Below are 18,973 nucleotides of genomic sequence, written 5' to 3' on the forward strand. Positions count from 1 at the left end.
TGAGCCGTTTCCGGAACCGCCCATCACCGTTTTGACAATCGCATCGACACTGAATCCTCTATTTTTTCAACAGAATCGATTTGAGGATGCTGTTGACAATCTTTGGATTTTCCTTGAGGCGCCGGGTCGAGTAGCCGAACCAGTGGCGGCCGTAAGGCACATACACCCGCATGGTGTGTCCGGCCTCGATGATGGTGCGTCTCAGTTCTGGCGTGACCCCGTACAGCATCTGGAATTCGTAACCGTCACGGGCAACCTGGTACCGGTCGATCAGTGCCAGGGCCCCGTCCACCAGGGCGCGATCATGGGTGGCGATGCCCGGGTAGACACCGTTTTGGAACATGAACTCCAGGTCTTGCAGAAAATGGGCGTTGATTTCATCGCGGCGCTGGTAGGCAATGCGGCCCGGTTCTGCGTAGATGCCCTTGCAAAGCCTGAAATTGAGCGGTACCGACGGGGTGTGAAGATCCATGAGCGCCTTCAGGTCGTCGCGGGTGCGGCGCAGGTAGGCCTGGAGCACCAGACCCACATTTTCCGGGAATTCGGTTTTCAGCCGGCGAAACACGTCCAGTTCCAGATCCACGCAGCCGGAATCTTCCATGTCGATACGGATAAAATTGCCATGACCGGCGGCCCTGGCCACGATTTCCCGGAGATGCCCGTAGCAGGATTCGGCGTCGATAAGGAGGCCGAACATGGTGGGCTTGACCGAATAGTTGCCGTCAATGCCATGTCTCTGGGCCACGTCGATGAGGGCCAGGTATTCCTCGCAATTTTTTTTGGCCTCATCCATGTTCCGGATGAACTCACCTAAAATATCAATGGTTGTCTTGATGCCGGCTGCGTTCAGGTCGGTGCATGCCGCCATGGCATCATCAACCGTCTCTCCGGCAATATAGGATCGGGAAAAGAGCCAGACAAAGCGTTTGGGCAGCAGGGGCAAGGTGCCGGCGATCAATCGATTCAACATTTTTTCGTTTCCTGTTGCCTGATCATGCCGGGGCATCCGTTTCTGCATAACGGGTCTGAATGGCGCGAATGAAGGCCAGCCGGTTCACAAAAATTTCGACCAGTTCAGGATCAAAATGGGAGCCTGCTCCCCTGCTGATGATCTCGATGCTCCGGGACTCGTCCCACGGCTCCTTGTAGCTTCGCTTGGAACTGAGCGCATCGTAAACGTCGGCGATGGCGACGATGCGGCCAAGAATAGGAATCTCTTCTCCCCGTTTACCGGGCAGTGTCCCGTCGGTGCCTCTTTCGTGGCCCGGCATCGGCTCTCCCGTGGCCGGATTGACGTGGCCGGGGTAGCCGGAACCGTTCCATTTCTCATGGTGATTCAGGGCAATGATGGCTGCGGCCTCATCGTAATCCGACTGCAGGTTGGAAAACAGCCGGGCACCCTGGACCGTATGCTGTTTCATGATTTCGAACTCTTCAAAGCTCAATTGCGCCGGCTTTTTCAGGATCAGGTCGGAGATGGCCACCTTGCCCACATCGTGGAGCATGGCGCCCATGCGCAGCACATCCCGGGTTTTGTCGATTTCCTTTTTGTCGATATTTCGCCGCTTGGCCCAGTGCTCGTAGATTTCAAGGGAAAACCCGGCCACACGGTTGACGTGGGCACCGGTCTCCTTGGGGTCCCGCATTTCCGCCATGCGGATCATGCGCAGGATCATGGCGCGGGTCATCTGGGCCCGTTCCAGCGCCACGGCGGCGATGCCGGCAAAGTGGAGCATGACCTTTTCGTCGGTCTGGCTGAAGGCCCGAATCCGATTTTCCTGGTCCTGTGCATTGATGATCTGAAGGATGCCGAGCACATCTTTTTTGGAACTCATCAACGGGATCGTGAGCATGGACCGGGTGACATACCCCGAAGCCTTGTCGAATTTTTTGCTGAAATGATAGCTCTTGGCAGGCGACAGCTGATAGACGTCAGGGATGCTGAGCATTTTTCCCGTAGCGGCCGCATAGCCGGCGATGCTGGTCTGGTCGATGGTTACCGAAAAGGTCGAGTAGATCAGTTTTTCTCCCGCAGGAAGCCGTTTTTGCAGGGTGGCATTCTGGGAATGGGCGAAATTCAGACGATCACCTTCACGGATATAGATGGAACCGGCATCGGCGTTGACGAACTGGCGCGCCCTGGTGAGCACCCGCTCCAGAAGAATATCCAAGTCGAGGATCCGGTTCAATTCGATCCCCAGCACCATCAACGTGTCCAGTTTCTGTTTTTCATTGAGCATGGCAGCGTCCGTAAGAGTAGATTACACGCTAATCTATACGGCTGGCACCCTGCCCGTCAACTCTAAATAAGAACAGCGGTTTCAACCCGGCGGGCTTCCCGGGCCGGCCCATACGATGAAAGCGGTCATTTGTAATTAATCGTTGCTTCTGGTTGGTTTCGGTCTTTTTTGCGCAGGGGGGGCAAGGAAAATATTGACAGCCCCACATACGGCTCTTAATAAGTAGACCTTTATGGTGAAGATTTCCGTTGCCGAAAACGCCGTTGATGAAGGGGACGATATGACCCAGATGCTTTCCACCAAAGAGGTGGCCAAATTCCTTGGGATCAATGAAAAAATGGTTTACACCCTGATTTCCGAGAAAGGCCTGCCGGCATCCAAGGTCACGGGCAAATGGATTTTCCCCCGGCATCTGGTGGAACAGTGGGTGGAATCCAATACGGTCAATTATCCCCAGAACCACAAAGTATTACCACCCTATGAGGGGTTGCTGGTCATTGCCGGCAGCAATGACATCCTTTTGGAAAAGACCCTGTCCCTTTTCAACCTCCGCCATTCCGGACATTTGGCCGTGTTCGGAAATTTAGGCTCCGTGGGCGGCATCAGCGCCCTGCGGCGGAACCTGTGCCATGTGGCCACCAGCCACCTGCTTCAGGAGAACGGCGACGAGTACAATTTTGATTTCCTTCAGCGCCAGTTTGACCGCATGCCCGTCGTTGTGAATTTCTGCAGGCGGGACCAGGGGATCATTCTTCCCAAAGGAAATCCCAATAATGTCAGGGCGGTGAAGGACCTGGCAAAAGAGGGCGTACGGATCGTCAACCGGTCGCTGGCCACGGGCACCCGCCTGCTGTTCGACCGGGAATTGAAGCAGGCGGGCATTGCCGGCGAACGGATCATCGGTTACGATCGCGAGGTGGGTCGGCACATGGACGTGGGGTTGGAAATCTTGAGCGGTCGTGCCGATGCCGGGCCGGGCATACGGCCGGTGGCGTCCCTGCTGGGCCTGGATTTCCTCCCTTTGCGGCAGGAACGCTACGACCTGCTGGTGACCCGGGAACGGTTTTTTGACCAGGGGATCCAGTACTTTCTGAGCCTGGTCCACGAAAAGGCCTTCATCCAGTCGGCGGAAAAACTGGAAGGATACGACGTGTCCACCAGCGGAAAAATGATTTTTCCCCATGAACTGGAAGCTGAAGCCGAACGTAACCCCTCCTGAACCCGTTTATGGGGCCCGGCACCACGCGGGCCTTCCAGCACACTGAATCAACAATCGAGGAGAAACCATGCAGAGAAAAAAAGCAGTGATAAGGGGATGTGCCATCATGGCGTTAATCGTCTCGATGGCATTTCCCGCGGCGGCTGCCGACAAGGTGCTGATGATGGCCACCACCACCAGTACGGACAACACCGGCCTGCTGGATTATCTGGCCCCTTATTTTACCAAGGCCACGGGTATCGAGCTCAAATGGACCTCGGTGGGCACCGGAAAGGCCCTTAAAATGGGAGAAAATTGTGATGTGGACGTCCTGCTGGTCCATGCACCGCCGGCGGAGAAGGCCTATGTGGAGAAGGGCTTCGGGATCAACCGCCGGGAGATCATGTACAATGACTTCGTGATTATCGGCCCCGGGGCCGATCCGGCCGGCATCAAGGGGAAAAACGTTGTCGATGCCCTGGGTGCCGTCCGCGCCAAAGGGGCCGTCTTTGCCAGCCGGGGCGACAATTCAGGGACCAACAAAAAGGAGATTTCCCTGTGGAAGGCCGCCGGTGGGGCCGTGCCGGAGAAGGACGCCTGGTATGTTCAGACCGGTCAGGGCATGCTGGCCACCATTAACATTGCCGCCGAACGCGACGGCTACACCATGACCGATCGCGGTACTTACATCAAGTACGCCGATACCATGAAGGGCAACCCGCCGTTGAAGGTCCTCGTGGAACAGGACCAGATTCTGCTGAACCAGTACAGCGTGCTGGCCATCAATCCGAAGCGCTGCCCGAAGGCCAAAATTGATCTGGCGACCGCTTTTTCGGACTGGCTGGCCGGCGCCGAAGCCCAGGGACTGATCCGGGATTTCAAACTGTTGGGCAAAGCCCTTTTCGTTCCCAACGCAAAATGACAATCAGACGATAGCGCAAGCGCTAAACCACAACGATACCGTTGCCTCCGTTTCCCTCCAGGGGTGGCATGGGCGATGGTGGGACCGGAAAAGGGGGCGGATGCCCCCTTTTTCGATCATGCTAAGGTCAAATGGATTTTATCTTTGCCGGTTTCATAGAGGCGATCCGACTGCTGTGGGGAGGGGACGGCCAGACCTGGTCCGCAGTGGCCGCCACGCTCAAAGCGTCCTCCGGTTCAATGGCCGCCAGCCTGACCCTGGGCATCCCCTTGGGATTTCTTCTGGGCTATTTTGATTTCCCGGCCAAGCGGCAGGTTCGGCTGCTGGTGGATACGGCCCTGGCGCTGCCGACGGTTTTTATCGGGCTGGTGGTCTACGCCTTTATCTCCAGTCGGGGGCCCCTGGGAGAAATGGGGTTGCTTTTCACCATTCCCGGCATCGCCATCGGGCAGACCATTCTGGCCCTGCCCGTGGTGATTGCCCTGAGCGCCACTGCCGTGGAAAGCATGGACCGCCACCTCAGAACACTCCTGATTTCTCTGGGGGCCAGCCGGGGTCAGCTGCTGTTGAGCAGCTTGTGGGAGGTGCGCTACGGTGTGCTGGCCGCCGGGCTGACTGCCTATGGGCGGGTGATGACCGAAGTGGGCATTTCCATGATGGTGGGCGGCAATATCAAGTGGCACACCCGTACCATCACCACCGCCATCGCCCTGGAGACGGGCAAGGGGATGTTCGCCACCGGCATCGCCCTTGGGCTGGTTCTGGTTGCCATCGCCTTCGGCGTCAATGTGGGGCTCTCTTTTTTAAGGAAAAAATGACGGCTTCGTATACCGTCCAATAATTGACTATTAACCGGCACCACGAGAACTGATGGGAGACGTCCACCGTGCCCCCCTCCATTTACCGGATTGAAAACCTGGTCCATCGCTATAACCGCCAGCCGGTGCTGACGGTGGACCGCCTGGACATCGAGCCGGCATCCATTGTGGGGCTGGTGGGACCCAACGGCAGCGGCAAGAGCACCCTGCTCAAGCTCATGGCGTTCATCCTGCGGCCCTCCGAAGGGCGCATCCTGTTCGACGGGCTGCCGGCGGCGCCGTTCGACGATTCGGTCCGCTTCCAGGTGACGCTGCTGACCCAGGAGCCCTACCTGATGAAGCGCACCGTGTTCAACAACATTGTGTACGGGTTGAAGGTGCGCGGGGATCGCGGGCGTTGGCGCCAGCCGGTACGTGATTCCCTGGCCATGGTGGGGCTGGATCCCGATGCCTTCGTCCGGCGCCAGTGGGATGAACTGTCCGGCGGCGAGGCCCAGCGGGTGGCCCTGGCAGCCCGGCTGGTGCTGAAACCCCGGGTGCTGCTGCTGGACGAACCGACCGCCAGTGTGGATGCCCGCTCGAGTGAACTGATCCGGAACGCTTCCCTGCGCGCCCGCAGTGACTGGGGCACCACCCTGGTGATTGCCAGCCATGATCGGGAGTGGCTCTATGATGTCTGTGACGACGTCCTTCATCTGTTCAGGGGGAAACCGGCCGGCACCGGAAGAAGCAATATGATTTTCGGTCCATGGGTTCCCCGGGCCGGCGATCGCTTTGGCAAATTGATCGGCGACGGCAGCTATCTGGACGTGTCAGCGCCGCCGGGTGAGGGCGCCACCGCCTTCATCGACCCGGCCGCCATCCGTATCCTGGCCAAAGGGGAGGTGACCGTCAGCGCCGACACCGTGACCGTCGACGGCAGGGTCACGCGCCTTTCCCTGGAACGTCAGAGCGGCGACCTGTTCGCCGACGTACGTGTCGGTCCCCTCACCCTGGTCGTCCGGGTCGCTGAATCCCACCTCGCGGCCATGACCCTTCACCGGGGCTGGCCTGTCACCCTGGCCTATCGGCCGGACAGCATCCGATGGCGATAGACGTTCAGATAAGGCATTTGGACTGCGTTATCGGTCGTCGCAGTACCCATCATACGGCTTCCTCCCCCTGGCCTTTCCAAATGAATTATCTTAACGCCTATGTCACGGCTTAATTTCTACACCCCCATCTTTAGGTTTGACTTCAAACTATTGGGCAGGGATAACCTTTTTCCGCAACCCATTGAACTGGAGCCCGATAGATGATCGATCGCGACAATCTGTTCACCTGGCCCCCGGCCGTATTTTTCTGGGCGCTCGTATGCGCCCTGCTGTGGGGCAGCGCCTTTCCCATGGTCAAGACCGGGTTCGTCATGCTGGACATCCAGCACAACACCGGCGGCAAGCTCTATTTTGCCGCCTACCGGTTCCTCCTGGCCGGGCTGATGATATTCGCCGGTGTGGTGGTTTCCGGGAGATCCCTCCTGCTCTCCCGTCATCGCGATTACGGTGCCATGGTCCTGACGGGCCTGCTTCAGACAACGCTGCAATACACCTTCTTTTATATCGGGCTGTCCAACACCACAGGGGTGAAGGCCTCCATTATCATCGCTTCGGGTTCTTTTTTTCTGGCCCTGTTTTCCCACCTGTGGTTCAAGGACGACCCCATCTCCGTTCGAAAAAGCACCGGGCTGATTCTGGGCTTTCTGGGCATCGTCCTGGTCAACATACGGGGCAGCAGCCTGGATTTCCACATGACCCTGACCGGAGAAGGCTTTATCCTGCTCACGGCCCTGTCCTCCACCCTGGCCCTGGTGGTCGTCAAGAAAACCGCCCTGCGCGTCTACCCGCCGCTCATGTCTGCCTACCAGCTGGTTACCGGCGCCGCGGCATTGTTTTTATTGGCCTTGTTTTTCGAATCCCCGACAGTGCTGACCTTCAGCGGCCCGTCGCTGGTGCTGCTGCTGTATCTCAGTTTTCTTTCGGCCGCCGCTTTTTCCTTGTGGTACCTGCTGATCAAGCACAACCGGCTTTCCAGCATGGCCGTTTATCGTTTTCTCATACCGGTGTGTGCGGCCCTGCTTTCCGTTGCCATCATCGACAGCGAGCACCTGCAATGGCCGGCTCTGGCGGCCCTGGTCATGGTCTGTCTGGGCATGGTGCTCACCGCCCGTGAATAACCGTCCGTGGCCATCTGCCCTCGTTTAGAAACTGTACCCGATGGACAAATGAAAGCGGCCGGCCGGCTCGTCTTCCTCCCGGTCCAGCTTGTGGCCGTAGAGAAGCCCCATGGGGCCGATAGGAGTGATGTAGCGCAGGCCGACGCCGACGGACGAGCGGAACCGGTCCGAGCCGTCCGGAACCAGGGCGTCCTGGACGCTGCCGATGTCGAAGAAGGTGGTCAATTCCAGGTTCATTCCCAGATCGATTCGGGCCTCCAGGCTGCCGGTCAGCGCTGTTTTGCCGCCCACGGGATCACCGGCGCTGTCGAAACGCAGCAGGTTTTCCTTAAACCCCCGGACGTCCCGGATGCCGCCCAAAAAGAACAGCTGGTCATCGGGAACCAGATCGCTGTCCGAATAGGGGAGCACCTGACCGACCCGGACCATGCCGGCAAGCGTGAGCCCTTCAAGGGGGGTGCGGTAGTAGCGGGTATCGAACAGATAGCGTACAAAATCATCCAGCCGGTTTTCGACGCCCCTGGACACGTCCACACTCAACGATGAGAAGACACCACGGGTCGGCCGGACGAAGGAATCCCGGCTGTCATAACGAAGGTAGGGCGTGGTGACGAAGATGGTCCGGGTCTCCTCTTCCGCCCGGGTGGCCGGGCGGTTGTCGACGCTGAACTGGTCCCGTCTTTCCAGGCGGAAGCTCAGGGCCGATGTCAAGTGCGTTCCCAGACTGCGGCCGAACGCCAGCGAGCCGCCGGTGGTGCGCGTGCCGAAGGGCTGGTTGAATTCAGTCAGTTCTTCGGTAAAGGCGCCGATGCTGGCCGTCGTGCGTGACCCCAGAAACCGGGGCTCGGTCAGCCGGGTTTCCACCCGGTAGCCGGTTTCGCTGACTTCCCCCCCGGCCCACAAGTCCTTGTTCAGCCCGAACAGGTTGTGGTCGCCGATCCGGATACGGCCGAATCCGCCGCTGTCCGATTCGTAGCCGCCGCTGGCCTGGGCATAGTAGGGCTTGTTCTCTTCGATCTCAACGAACAGGTTTACCGTCTCCGCCTTTTCCTTCAATCCGAAGGTGCGGTATTTCACCCCGTGGAAGATGTCCAGATCTCTCAGTCTGCGCTGGCCGTCGTGAAGTGCCCGCAATGACAGCGGCATACCGGGCTTGACTTCCAGTTCTCGGCGGATCACTTGTTCCCGGGTCCTCAGGTTCCCGGAGATAAAAATTTCTCCCAGCGTCACCAGCGGGCCGGGATCGACGTCGAAGACGATATCCGCCCGGGTGTGATCCATGCTGGTCGTGACTCTGGCTTCGACCGTGGCGTGGGGGTATCCTTTTTCGGAGACCAGGCTGGCGATGGCTTCTTTTTCAACCGCCAGTGCCGCGTTGCGGAACGGGCCGCCGATGTGGTGAACCAGCACCTGCCTGGCCGTTGCTTCCGGCAATACGGCCAGGCCCGTGATGGAAATGGAACGGACCGTCGTCCGGGGCCCCTCGTTTATGTTCAGGGACACGGCAGCGGCGGTCTTGTCCTGGCTGAAGGTCACTTCGGAATCCACGGTGCGCTCACGGAAACCCTGCTGCAGGTAAAGGGTGGTGACGGCGTAGGTATCCGTATCCAGTGTCTCGGGCACAAAGGCGCCGTCGTGGAAAACCGCAGGTGGACGCGTGAGCAGCTGTTTTTTGATTTCCGCTTCGGCCAGGGTCCGGTTGCCGGCGATGGTGACCTCCTCGACGACGGTCCGGGGACCTTCGTCGATGGCGAGTCGCACCTGGCGGACCGTTTCACGGTCGCCCGGGGCATCCGTTGCCGCCACCTCGATCCGGGTGTCGAGATAACCCGCCAGCCGATACCGGTTTTTAATGTTCTGGATACTTTTTCGCATGCCGATGTTGTTCCGGTTCCCTTCGGTGAAGAGGGTCACCTCTTTTTTCAGGGTCATGTCCCAGAACCGCCGGTTGCCCTCGAAGTCAATCCGGTAGCGGTGCCCCTCCTGAATCCGGACGGTCACGTTTACCCGGTGGGACTCACCCGGATCGTCAATGCGGTAGGAAAGCGCTGCATCTGCAAATCCTTTGCTGCGGTAGTACGATAGCAGCGACTCCATGTCTTTTTTAAGGCGGTACTCACTGAACCGCCCGATCCCCGGTATCAGTGCCGTTCGCCAGACACCCATCCGCCATTGAAGGGCACTCGAGGAAATCCCCCGATTGCCCTCGAAGGTCAGTTCGCCAAGCATGTAATGGGGGCCTTTTTCGATATCCACGAGGATCACGGCGTTTTCCTCGCCCGGTTCCGCCAAGGCCTTCACCGATACCCGGGGGGTGATGTAGCCTTCTCTCCGGTAGCGTTTCACGATGGCTGCCGCCTGGGCGGAAAGTTCCTCACGGGTAAAGGGGTCGCCCGGGTAGAGCGTCATCTGGTTGAGAATATCCCGTTCGAAAAGCGGATATTTGCCCCGGATACGGATATCCCTGACGGTTTGACCGGGCGTCAGGCTGAAGGTCAACGCTTCGCCATCGGGTGCGGTGCTGGAATCCACATGGATGGCCGAAAAACGGTGGCTGGACTTCAGGGCTGCGATCGCGGCCTCGACTGACGTGTCGGTCAGGCGGTCCCCGGGGCGGATGCGGATCAGGTGATTGGCTACGGCGGCATGGGATGCCTGCCGGTCCGGCGATGCATCGATGACCACGCGCACGCTGCTGACCACGGCACCCGTCCGGGCCGGGGCCACCGCCTTTTCTTCGGCAATGCCGTCCGCGGCGGAGGCCGGGGGCATCGGAAAAAAGAGAATGCCGAGAAGAAGTGCCAGCAGGCCGATTTTATTTTTTTTGTGCAATGGCTTCATCTGAACTCAATGCGAAAAACCAGTTCCGACCCGTATATGCCCTTGGTGTCCTGAAACCCACTGACCAGAATGTGTTCCAGCAGTTTATACTCCGTGATGGCCCGCTGGGTGATTTCGCCGTCTTTGGTTTCCACGGCGTACTTGACGGTCATCCGATCGGACAGGTGCTTGCCCACGGTCACTTTCACGCCCTCGGAATCCTGGCTGTCGTCGCTGCCGTTGGTTTCCATCTGCAGAATGTCGACCCCCGTTGCCCGTCTGATATCATCGCCGAGGGTTTCGGCAATCATTTCGGCCATGATCTGACCCGTCGTACGCTGGGCGCCGCCTTCACCGGCGGTCAGTTCCTGGGCGGTTCTGCCGAATAAAATCAACGAAAGAATGTTCGCATCGGTTTCCTCCGGTGTCGATGACAGTGTGATGTCCAGGTTGTCCGGTGTTCCCTTGAGCGCCAGGTTGATTTTCCAGGACCGAATTTGCGTCTGGCTTTCGATGTCGATCTCTGCTTCGGTCCGGTAGGGATTGACGAAATCGATGACGCCCTTTTTGACGTCGAAGGTTTTTTTCTGAAAGGTGACGGTGCCGGTCTTCACCTGGGCCCGGCCACTGACAATGGGGTGGGCAAGGCGGCCGCCGATTTTCAGATCGGGGCTGATTTCAAGCTGGGCCAGGTTGTTCTGCACCATAAAGGGTTCCCGGTGTCCCACGGCGATGTCCAGGCTGATGGTGTCGAAAAAGGGAACGGATGGGGGGCGGGTCGCCGGGGCGACGGCCCGCTGTCGCGTGGCGGCCATCTGCAGCAGGTTGATGTTCACATCCTTGTAGTACACACCCCCCAGCAGGACAATTTCTCCCCTGGCATGGGCAGACCGGTCCCTGCCCGTGATGCTGACATCGCCATTGAGAATAACGGTCAGTGTGTCGGGAACATCCAGCTGAAGGGATCGGGCATCGATGGCCAGATTCATCCGCCTCAGGGTGAATTGCTCATGGCCCAGGGTGCCATCGACGGAGAACGATCCCGGGCCCAATTGGCCGCGCAGGGCCTCGATGCGAATCGTGTCGGCCGTCAGGTGGATGCGGCCGTTGAGATTGTGAAGCTGTTGAACCAATCCGGGCACCGGCATGCCGATATTTTCCAGTTCGATCCGGGCATCGATCAGCGGAGCGTCCGCCCGTCCGTGTACTTCTCCCGCCAGGGCAACCGTACCGGTACTGCCGGCCCATTGATCGCCGAACCCCCTTGCCGCCGACAGGGGGATGCGGCCGTCGACGGTCATGTCGAGGCGGCCGCCGAGGCGGGCGTTGCCCTCCAGCCGAAGCCGGCCTGAATCGAGCAGCGCCATCTCGACCCCGGGAAAGGACAGTTCCCCTTCGGCCAGGCGGGCAACGATCCGGTCGGATCGGACCAGGGAGCTGTCTTCGAACAACAGGTGGAAGGCACTCAGGTCCACGCTGGCCGTCGCGTTGGCGGCGTCATGGATGCTGCCGGCGGCTTCCACCCGGCCGGTCAGGGTGCCGTGAAAGCCCGGTTTTCCCAAGGCCTTGAACCAGCCTGCGGTTTCGGTGCGGTCAAATGCCAGGCGGGCATCGAACGTCCCCTTGTTCAGGTCGCAGGCGGCATCCACGTCAAAATTCAATTTGCCCGTGGTGCGGACCTGCATGTCATGAAGGCTGAAGGAGAGGTGGACGTCATCGATGGGTTCGTCATTGATGAGCATGTCGGATACGGTCAGGCGACCCTCGATGTCCGGGTTGGTCATGTTTCCCTTCCCGGTGGCGTCGATGTGCAGCGTGCCTTCTCCGGGGAAAAAATCATGCAACCGCTGGATGCGGGCGGTGGAGACACCGGTCGATTTGACGTACAGGTCGATGCTTTTATCCAGTCCCACCGATCCGCCACCCGCAATCTTTTCGCCGGGGGCAACCGTCACGATGAACGGGTCCAGCCACAGGCGCCGGTCCTCCATGCGGGCGTCGAGGGCGATGGTTTCGATCGCCTGGCCGGCCAGATCGATCTGCCTGCCTTTGAGGGTCAACCGGCCGCCGGGCGATTCAAGACTGCCGTTCAACAAGGCGCTGAAGGTGAAATCGCCGCTTGCCCCTTCGAAAAAGTCTCCCGGGTCCAGGTGGTCTGATTCGGCGCTGAAGTCAATGGACGGGTCTTCGACCGGGCGCAGGGTTCCGGGGGCCAGCAACTGGATGCCGCCTGCCGCCTCGAGCGTGGAGGCCCGGTTGCGCAAGTGAAGTCGATCCACGTAGACGGTGCCGGCGTTCAATCGCATGCGTGCATCAGCATCGCCGATACGGATACCATCTGTGCCCAGGGCCCTGCCGCTGAGGGAAAGCGCGCCGGTCAGCATGCCCAGCGGGCCGTCCATCTGCAGACGGCCGTCGAGGGTGCCGCTTATCGCCGCGGATTTCAAAAAATCCCCGGGGGACAGGGTCTTCAGGGTGAGGGCCAGCGTATTGGCAAATTGGGGGTCGATGCCGCCGCTGCCGGGCAGCAGTCGAAGACGGCCGTTTCCTTGGATCCGTGAATCTCGATTCTGCAAGTTCAGGGTGGACAGGTTCAACCGGCCCTCATGGTCCATGCTGGCGTTGACCCTCAGATCTCCAATGACAACGGTATCGATGGTCAGGCCTTTCGATTCCAGGTCCACCGAAAACTGTGGCCGGTTCAAGCTGCCGTCCACGGTCAGTTTCGCCTCGCAGGCCCCATTGACGGACGGCATCCCCGCCACGGCCAGCACCCGGGAGAGGTCCTCCGCCGTCAAGGACAGTTTTCCGGCAAGCGTCTTTTCCGCCATCTGAAAGCGGCCCTCGCCGGACAGCTCGATACCGTCGGCAGAGAGGTTGAGGGGGGATATGGAAATCATGCCGCGCGCCACCCGGGCCGACAGGTTCATGTCGGCATCGACCGGGCGTTCCATGCCGGGGGCGAACAGGCCGCGTACCGATTCTGCCATTGTCATCCGGGCAGAGATTTCCGATGGGCGGATGCCGTTTCCGCTCACCAGGAGCCTTCCGGCCATTTTTCCGCCGATGTCGATATACGGTTTCAGCCATGGGTTGAGATCAGGGATGTTCTGGTCCAGTGTGATGGCGTAGGCGACGGCGTTTGCATCTGAGAGCGGCGCCAGGAAGCCGTTGGGAAAGGCTTCGCGCAGGTTTAGCGTTCCATTCAGGTTGACGACACCCTCGGCTAATTTCAGCGCTGCCGGTCCGATGGTTACCTGCCGGTCCTCAATCGCCATGGTCAGCTCAGCGTGCTCCAGCGGCTGACCGGCAATCCGACCGCCGCCAACCGCCAGGACAAGCCTGGCATCAGGATTGGCCACGGCGCCCTTCAATGTGAGTGTGGTGTTCACGGGGCCGCTGTGGTCTCCGGCAAGATTAAAAATGGCCTTTAGCTCCGCCAGGTGGCTTTCAACAGAAAGAAGGCTGTCTATCCGTGGTGTCGTATACAGCCTTTCCGCTGACCCGGATAGCCGCAAGGTGGTCCGGCCGGCAGTGACATCCAGGGCGGGCAGGCTCAGTTTGTCGCCATCCAGATGGGCCCTCAGGACGATGCGGGCCGGTTCCGGACGGATGCCGGCGCTGCTGAACCGGACACGGTCTGCCGCCAGTTCAAGGTTGCCGGACCGGGCCATGAGATTGCCGTCGGCACTGAGGGTGAGCCCGTTGACCTCCAGGTGCATGGCCGTGTCCGGGGAGCTGAATGTGAAGCGGCCATCGCCCAGCCGGGCTGATTCAATAACCACATTGAAGGGCAATCCGGCGCTGTCGGGCGCCGGCACTTCAGTTTTTTTGGCCCGATCGGGTGACACCAGGGCGGCGATCAGATTGACGCCGGTGGCCTCATCGACGGCCAGGTCCGCCCACGGGGCCTGAATCAGGGTGTGTTCCAGCCGGATTTCCCGGCGCCACAGGGACCATCCGTCGAGTTGCACGGCGATGTGGTCAACACCAGCCAGGGCAACCCCCTCTGAATCATGGAGCACAACCCGATACAGGTCCAGGCGTTGGCGGACGGGCGACAGCCGGTGCCTTAGGATGGTAATTGTTCCGGGGATTGCCGTGTTGATGCGCGCCTGCACCCATCGAAGGCCGTGGCTGGATTGGATCCAGAACAGGGCGCTGCAGAAAACAATGGCTGCCCCGGCCACCAGGACGGCGGATATCAGCAGTATGGATTTCAGCCCTGTTTTCATTGGGTAAGGAAATACCGCCTTTGGGCGATAAGGACAACCTCAAAAGGCGGTATGCGGGTATGGCAAAGGCGGTAGATGCACGACCGGACTATGCACCGGATGCGGCCATGGCCGACTCGATGCCCTTGCTGAAATCGGTGGGCATGTTGGCTGCCCGCCCGGCCAGTTCCCGATCCAGCATCATCAATCCCTGGGGGTTGTCCTTGATGAATTTGAGTTGGGCGATGATATCGTTGTCGTTTTCCTCTTCCTCCACCTGCTCGGTCACATACCACTCCAGAAAGATCTGGGACGCATGGTCTTTCTCGGCAATGGCCAGCTCCATGAGGTCGTTGATGGACCGGGTGATGAATTGTTCGTGGGCCAGGGTTTTGGTGAACATGTCCAGCGGGGATTCGAACTCAGCGGGTGGTTCCTTGATGGCGGCGAGTTTAACCCGGGCGCCCTGGCGCTGAATATACTCGTAAAACTTCATGGCATGAAGCATCTCTTCGTGGTACTGGACCATAAACCAGTTGGCAAAGCCCTTGAGCCCTTCCTGGCTGCAGTGAGCCGACATCGCCATGTAAAGGTAGGCCGAATACATCTCCCGGTTGACCTGCTCGTTCAATGCCCGGGTCATTTTATCACTGATCATGGATTCCTCCTTGTACGTTGGTCGTGTTTTTCCACGACCGGACCTGGTCCGGCCGGACTGGTGGGCGGACGTTCGTCCATGCAGGCTTTTCATTCCTGTCAGGTCAGGAGAATGTAATCACCGGGGGCGATCACTTCAAGAGCAGAGGAAGTTGCCGGTCGATCAATGCAAAGAGGAGAGTCATGCCTTTGCCGGCATGCCCCGGTTCCGCCACGGGAATGCCAACGGCAAAACGGAAAGGATTTTCGCGGTGGGGGTGGCGCGTCCCTGTCAGATGACCCCCTGGTCCAGCATGGCATCGGCGACTTTGACGAAGCCGGCGATATTGGCTCCGAGAAAATAGTTGCCCGGCCTGTCGTAGGCCTCGGCAGCGGCCAGGCAGGTGTCATGGATGCCTTTCATGATGATCTTGAGACGATTGTCCACCTCTTCGCCCAGCCAGTTGAGGCGGATGCGGTTCTGGGTCATCTCCAGCCCGGAAACGGCCACGCCGCCGGCATTGGCTGCTTTGCTGGGTGCATAGAGAATCCCCTTGTCCAGGAAAATATCCCGGGCTTCCAGGGTGCAGGGCATGCTGGCACCTTCGCACACCAGCTTGATGTTGTTGTTGATCAGGTGGTAGGCATCCTGTTTGTTGATCTCATTCTGGGTGGCACAGGGGAAAACGCACTGGGCGCGATGCTGCCACAGGGGGTTGGACGGCTGCTCAGGTGCTGCCGGCGTAAACACGGCGTGTGCATATTGGTCGATATATTCGCTGATTCTGCCCCGCCGCACATTTTTCAGGTGTTTGACGAATTCCAGCTTTTCCGCATCGATTCCCTGATCATCGAAGATGTGCCCCGATGAATCGGAGAAGGTGACCACGTGGGCCCCCATCTCGATCAATTTCCGGGCAGTGGCCTGGGCCACATTGCCGGACCCTGAAATCAGGCAGGTCTTTCCGGAGAGGCCGTCACTGCGGGTGGCCAGCATCCGGGCGGCGAAATAGACGCAGCCGAAGCCGGCCGCTTCAGGTCGGATCAGGCTGCCGCCCCAGCCCAGGCCCTTGCCGGTGAGCACGCCGGTGAATTGATTTCTCAATTTCCGATACATGCCGAACAGGTACCCGATTTCACGCGACCCCACGCCGATATCTCCTTCGGGCACATCCGTGTTTGCGCCGATGTGGCGGAACAGTTCGGCCATGAAGCTTTGGCAAAAGCGCATGACTTCTCCATCTGATTTCCCCTTGGGTTCAAAATCCGATCCACCGGCACCCCCACCCAGGGGCAGGGTGGTCAGGGCATTTTTGAAGACATGCTCAAAAGCTAAAAACTTCAAGATACTCTGGTTGACCGAAGGGTGGAACCGGAGTCCGCCTTTGTAGGGACCGATGGCACTGTTCATTTCTATACGGAATCCCCGGTTGACCCGAACCCGGCCCATGTCGTCCATCCAGGGCACCCGAAACGTGATAATGCGCTCAGGCTCCACCAACCGTTCGACAATGCCGTGGCGGCGGTATTCCGGGGCTTTTTCCATTACGGGCGCGACGCTGGTCATCACGTCGCCGACGGCCTGGATGAATTCATTCTCCTGATAATCTCTGGATTGGGTGCTTGGCGGAATGTCGGTCATATCGATACCCTTCGGGCCATAAAATGGTTTGGTCTGCTGAGCCTCGGACTGGCTTTGTTTTAGGCCATTGGTGTTGATTCTGCAAATCTTTTTTGGACCGGTCCGGTGTCGCGCGCACCTTTGAAAAACCAACCAGGTGGAGCTTCAATATCAAATAAATCAATGGGTTGAAACTTTTTTTGAAAAAAAACTATTGTTTTGCGGAAAAGTGGCCAATAATATAGTCATAAAAGTCCAAAAAGGAGTCGACCACATGAACATAAACGGCAGTGATCTTCAATCCAAACTCAACGTTTACCAGACCGCTCAGGTGCAGGGGAAAGAAACGGGCGCGGCTAAATCCGAGAACGCCGAAACGATCGCACCCCAGCATGACCGCGTCGCCTTGAGCACACGGGGCCAGTCTATCGCCGATGCCCAGAGGGCCGTCGCCTCAATCCCGGATGTGCGTGAATCGCTGGTCTCCCGGATCCAGACCGATATGCAAAATGGCACTTACGTTGTTGACAACCAGAAGGCGGCCGAAGGCCTGTTAAGGGAATCCATGGTGAATCAGGCAGCCATGGTGTAATTTTTTCCACCCTGTTCTCCAGCCATTGATAAAGGGAGACGGCCGCCAGGCCGGCTCCCTTTTTTTGGGCCCCGGTCACTTTCTATGTCGTGCCGCGGCTTTCGGGCCCGAAGGTCAGTTTTCTCCGGCCGCTTCAGGTTCATGGGCCGCTCAGGTCAGACACTCTGGAATGAAACCGTCTGCGGGTATCCGCGGCCGGTGCTCCTGCGCATCCGGTGATGACGATTCCTGCCGGCAAGCCGATGGTGTCCAGCGACGGTGCATCAGGCCGCATTGCTATCGCCAGCCGGCGGGTCATCACCGCCATGAAGGCGTTTCGGATTGTAGGTCTCGAAATCACCGGTGCCATAAAACGGGTACGGATGATCCTGGTCGTCCACCACCGTGATGTTGTAAAGGGTGCCTGGCGCTTCCGTTTCCGCCTTTGCCCGGGTGGCCTGCCACAACTTCCAGGCATAACGCCAGGCGGTCACATCCGAGTTCAGCGGAACCGCCTCCAGAGGGGGTGAGTAGACGGACTCGATCCCGGTTTCGGTCTGCCTTTGAAACTTGACACGGAAGCCCCTGGGTTTCCGAATCCATCCGTTCTGGATCACTTTCAGTCCCTCGGTAATTTTCATCTGTTCACCTTGTCAGGATTTTCTTCGTTTCCGGCCAATAAAAAATCGTTCCTCATTTCGTCGGCCGCTGCAATCGGAGCGTTCTCTGGATTGATGTGCAGGTCCAGCTGCGGGAAGGCGAAGCGGATGCCTTCCACGTCAAAGCGCAGCTTGGTTTTTTCCAACAGGTCACAGCGCGCCACCCAGTAATCTTTGTTGGCTACCCAGCAGCGTCCTCCCAGATCCACGCTGCTGTTGTTAAGGTTCATGACATACACCATGGGACCCGGTTTGGTGTTTACCCGTGCATCCTCGGTCATCACGGCTTCCATTACCCGCTTGGCTTTGATCAGATCCTGGTCGTACCGGATACTCACGTCGATTTTCACCCGTCGGGTCTGGGTAAAATGGTAATTGATGACGATGTCGTCGAGAATCTGGCGGTTGGGCACGAAAAAGGTCTTTCCGTCAAAAGTCCTCAAACGCGTATTGAGAAAGGTGATTGCCTCCACTTTCCCCAGCAGGTTGCCTGCCTTGACCGTGTTGCCGACTTTAAAAGGCAGTGCCGGGATGAAAGGCCGCAGAAAGATCGATATACCGGTGATGATGAGGGCGATAATGGTCAGCAGCCGGAGCAGGTTGATCGGTTTGGCCCCGAACTCCACCGCAGCGCCCATGATCACGGTGACGACAATAATGATGTAAAGCAGGTTGCACATCAGCGGTGCAAGCTTGCTTTCCGGGTACCATTTCCGCAACCCCTGACGTAACCGGTTGTGAATCCACCTTGCGGTCAGGAGGCCGAGGATCAGTATCGCCAGCGACAGCGCCATTTGCGTCCCGTGCTGTGTCATTGTTTCGCCGAGCCTCTGGAGTCGGGATAATTCGTTTTCCATAAAGGGTATTCTCCTCGGTGGTTGATGTGCTCTAAAATGCAATGATACGATGGTGGTGGTTCCGGCGGACGCGATTCGGCAGATAATGATGGATCCATTGGTTCGCTGTCAGGGCTATCCCTGGCAAATCTACTCTTTTTTCGATAGTTTAGAGATATTTCAGACGCAGGTCAAGATCTGGCTGAAATATAATGAAGCGGGTGTG

The 18,973-nt window shown here is 58.7% G+C and carries 14 protein-coding genes; 6 read left to right on the plus strand and 8 right to left on the minus strand.

Translation table 11 applies throughout. The features are described from left to right. Positions 1–58: 58 nt before the first annotated feature. Positions 59–970 carry a proline dehydrogenase family protein gene (locus DSCA_RS22965; protein WP_155318670.1) on the minus strand — a complete coding sequence of 304 codons (912 nt, stop codon included), beginning with the start codon at positions 968–970 and terminating at the stop codon, positions 59–61. 22 nt (positions 971–992) lie between these two features. Beyond that, complete coding sequence (locus DSCA_RS22970; RefSeq protein WP_155318671.1) at positions 993–2,240, minus strand: HD domain-containing phosphohydrolase; 1,248 nt, start codon at positions 2,238–2,240, stop codon at positions 993–995. Positions 2,241–2,472: 232 nt separating this feature from the next. Between DSCA_RS22970 and DSCA_RS22975 the strand changes: the two genes are divergently transcribed. The 5 genes from DSCA_RS22975 (at position 2,473) to DSCA_RS22995 (ending at position 7,390) form a co-directional block, all read left to right on the plus strand. Then, complete coding sequence (locus DSCA_RS22975) at positions 2,473–3,459, plus strand: helix-turn-helix transcriptional regulator (protein ID WP_231716253.1); 987 nt, start codon at positions 2,473–2,475, stop codon at positions 3,457–3,459. A 67-nt stretch (positions 3,460–3,526) separates the two neighbouring features. Then, positions 3,527–4,360, plus strand: coding sequence for a substrate-binding domain-containing protein (locus tag DSCA_RS22980; RefSeq protein ID WP_155318672.1), 834 nt, complete (start codon positions 3,527–3,529; stop codon positions 4,358–4,360). 131 nt (positions 4,361–4,491) lie between these two features. After that, positions 4,492–5,178, plus strand: a complete 687-nt coding sequence (locus DSCA_RS22985; RefSeq protein ID WP_155318673.1) for an ABC transporter permease — start codon at positions 4,492–4,494, stop codon at positions 5,176–5,178. A gap of 68 nt (positions 5,179–5,246) precedes the next feature. Further along, positions 5,247–6,272, plus strand: coding sequence for an energy-coupling factor ABC transporter ATP-binding protein (locus DSCA_RS22990; RefSeq protein WP_155318674.1), 1,026 nt, complete (start codon positions 5,247–5,249; stop codon positions 6,270–6,272). 200 nt (positions 6,273–6,472) lie between these two features. Then, positions 6,473–7,390, plus strand: coding sequence for a DMT family transporter (locus DSCA_RS22995; RefSeq protein ID WP_155318675.1), 918 nt, complete (start codon positions 6,473–6,475; stop codon positions 7,388–7,390). A gap of 24 nt (positions 7,391–7,414) precedes the next feature. On the opposite strand, the gene bamA is transcribed toward DSCA_RS22995, so the two are convergent. From bamA to gdhA, 4 genes are all read right to left on the minus strand, one after another. Continuing rightward, positions 7,415–10,231, minus strand: a complete 2,817-nt coding sequence (gene bamA, locus DSCA_RS23000) for an outer membrane protein assembly factor BamA (protein WP_155318676.1) — start codon at positions 10,229–10,231, stop codon at positions 7,415–7,417. After that, positions 10,228–14,445 carry a translocation/assembly module TamB domain-containing protein gene (locus tag DSCA_RS23005; protein ID WP_155318677.1) on the minus strand — a complete coding sequence of 1,406 codons (4,218 nt, stop codon included), beginning with the start codon at positions 14,443–14,445 and terminating at the stop codon, positions 10,228–10,230. The genes bamA and DSCA_RS23005 overlap by 4 nt, the downstream gene beginning before the upstream one ends. A gap of 88 nt (positions 14,446–14,533) precedes the next feature. After that, a complete protein-coding gene (locus DSCA_RS23010; protein ID WP_155318678.1) occupies positions 14,534–15,082 on the minus strand; it encodes a ferritin in 549 nt (182 codons plus the stop codon). Positions 15,083–15,352: 270 nt separating this feature from the next. Continuing rightward, the gene (gene gdhA / locus DSCA_RS23015; protein ID WP_155318679.1) at positions 15,353–16,702 is read right to left on the minus strand and encodes an NADP-specific glutamate dehydrogenase; all 1,350 of its coding nucleotides are present in this window, start codon (positions 16,700–16,702) and stop codon (positions 15,353–15,355) included. 253 nt (positions 16,703–16,955) lie between these two features. Here gdhA and flgM point away from each other — a divergent pair, with 253 nt between their 5' ends. Continuing rightward, a complete protein-coding gene (gene flgM, locus DSCA_RS23020) occupies positions 16,956–17,273 on the plus strand; it encodes a flagellar biosynthesis anti-sigma factor FlgM (RefSeq protein ID WP_155318680.1) in 318 nt (105 codons plus the stop codon). 263 nt (positions 17,274–17,536) lie between these two features. Here the strand turns inward: flgM and DSCA_RS23025 are convergent, their stop codons facing one another. Next, on the minus strand, positions 17,537–17,893 hold the full coding sequence (locus DSCA_RS23025) for a hypothetical protein (protein WP_155318681.1): 357 nt from the start codon (positions 17,891–17,893) through the stop codon (positions 17,537–17,539). Then, complete coding sequence (locus DSCA_RS23030; protein WP_155318682.1) at positions 17,890–18,768, minus strand: mechanosensitive ion channel family protein; 879 nt, start codon at positions 18,766–18,768, stop codon at positions 17,890–17,892. Before DSCA_RS23030 ends, DSCA_RS23025 begins: the two co-directional genes overlap by 4 nt. Positions 18,769–18,973: the final 205 nt, after the last annotated feature.

Source organism: Desulfosarcina alkanivorans (assembly GCF_009688945.1).
In the GTDB taxonomy this organism is placed as follows: Bacteria; Desulfobacterota; Desulfobacteria; order Desulfobacterales; family Desulfosarcinaceae; genus Desulfosarcina; species Desulfosarcina alkanivorans.